Source organism: Oleiphilus sp. HI0066, assembly GCF_001635725.1.
Genome location: NZ_LWFH01000418.1, coordinates 1 through 1168 on the forward strand (window position 1 = coordinate 1; position 1168 = coordinate 1168).

3 protein-coding genes are annotated in these 1168 nt (G+C 42.8%); all 3 read right to left on the bottom strand.

Annotated elements, in window-relative coordinates:
- Nucleotides 1-336 (bottom strand): hypothetical protein (locus A3738_RS05645; protein ID WP_156503995.1); only part of this gene is annotated, 336 nt, incomplete at its 3' end.
- Nucleotides 337-363: 27 nt separating this feature from the next.
- On the bottom strand, nt 364-669 hold the full coding sequence (locus tag A3738_RS05650; RefSeq protein ID WP_068476200.1) for a hypothetical protein: 306 nt from the start codon (nt 667-669) through the stop codon (nt 364-366).
- Nucleotides 670-681: 12 nt separating this feature from the next.
- Nucleotides 682-1168, bottom strand: a 487-nt coding sequence (locus A3738_RS05655; protein WP_156502914.1) for a ParA family protein, incomplete at its 5' end; no start/stop codon positions are given.

Sequence of the window (1168 nt, forward strand, 5' to 3'; positions counted from 1 at the left end):
GACAGGCTCTGTTTTTTGTTCGCTAGAATCACTATCTTCTTGTTCTAGCGCCTTTAGCTTAGGCATAAGGCCGCCAATCACACCACTAGTAATCGTATTAACCTCAGGCTCCACAAACAATTGTGTTGCTTTAGGTACGGTCGATCGCTTACTGGTTTTTAATTGAGGATTTAGATCTGCGGATCTCGGAGCTTGGCTTGAGTTCGAATATGCTTTCTGGATTGATTTAACTGGCGTTGTGTCGTCGCCAGAGGAGCTAAACATCTCACTAAAGTAGTCCTGCAATAGATCATCATTCTTACTATGAGCAGCAGGTTTATCGTTGTTGTGAGACACAGTACAGCTCGACCTATTCTCGGTGGATTAACGACAGTACTTAATGCGCGGCAGCATCAGTTTTGCTACGGAAAGCACGTTCAATTGAAGCTTAGTGTTGCGTTCAAGACGAAACGAAATCATCATCGTTGTTAGAAAAATCAGCATTGCTTCATACTCAGATGTATCTTTCTTACCGTTCAATACAGCATCGACATCAATGGTCGATTGCAATTCAAATCGATTTCGAAATAACTGAAGAGGCTTAGGCGCGGTAAATAGAACATCTAAGTAATCTTCAATAATTTGATCGTTATAAGAGGGGTACTGCACATCATATACTTGCTGTGTCATCACCCTTTCCTTTTATATTCCGTTGGGTGTTTTCTCTAACAAAGTTTCAAGTAGTTTTTTGTATGCGCGCACACCGTGTGTCACGGCGTCTAAATCTGAGGGCACCACACCCTTGGTACTCGCATCTCTGAACTTCGTATCGACCGGGATCGCAAATTTCCAAACGTTATCACCCCATGTCTGTTTAATTGTTCGAAGACTTTGTAATGAGGCCTGTGTCCGTCTATCAAACATAGTCGGCAAAATAAGATGTTGCAGATTACTTTTTTGCGAGCGTATGACCATCGATAAAGTATGCATCATTCGCTCAAGCCCTTTGATAGCCAAAAACTCTGTCTGCACCGGGACAATTAACTGCTGGCTGGCTGCTAAAGAGTTGATCATAAGCACGCCGAGTGACGGAGAATTATCTAACAATACAAAATCATACTGATCCCATAACAGCGCTAGCGTCTTTGATATGATCAGGCCCATTCCATCGACACCCACCATACGTCTT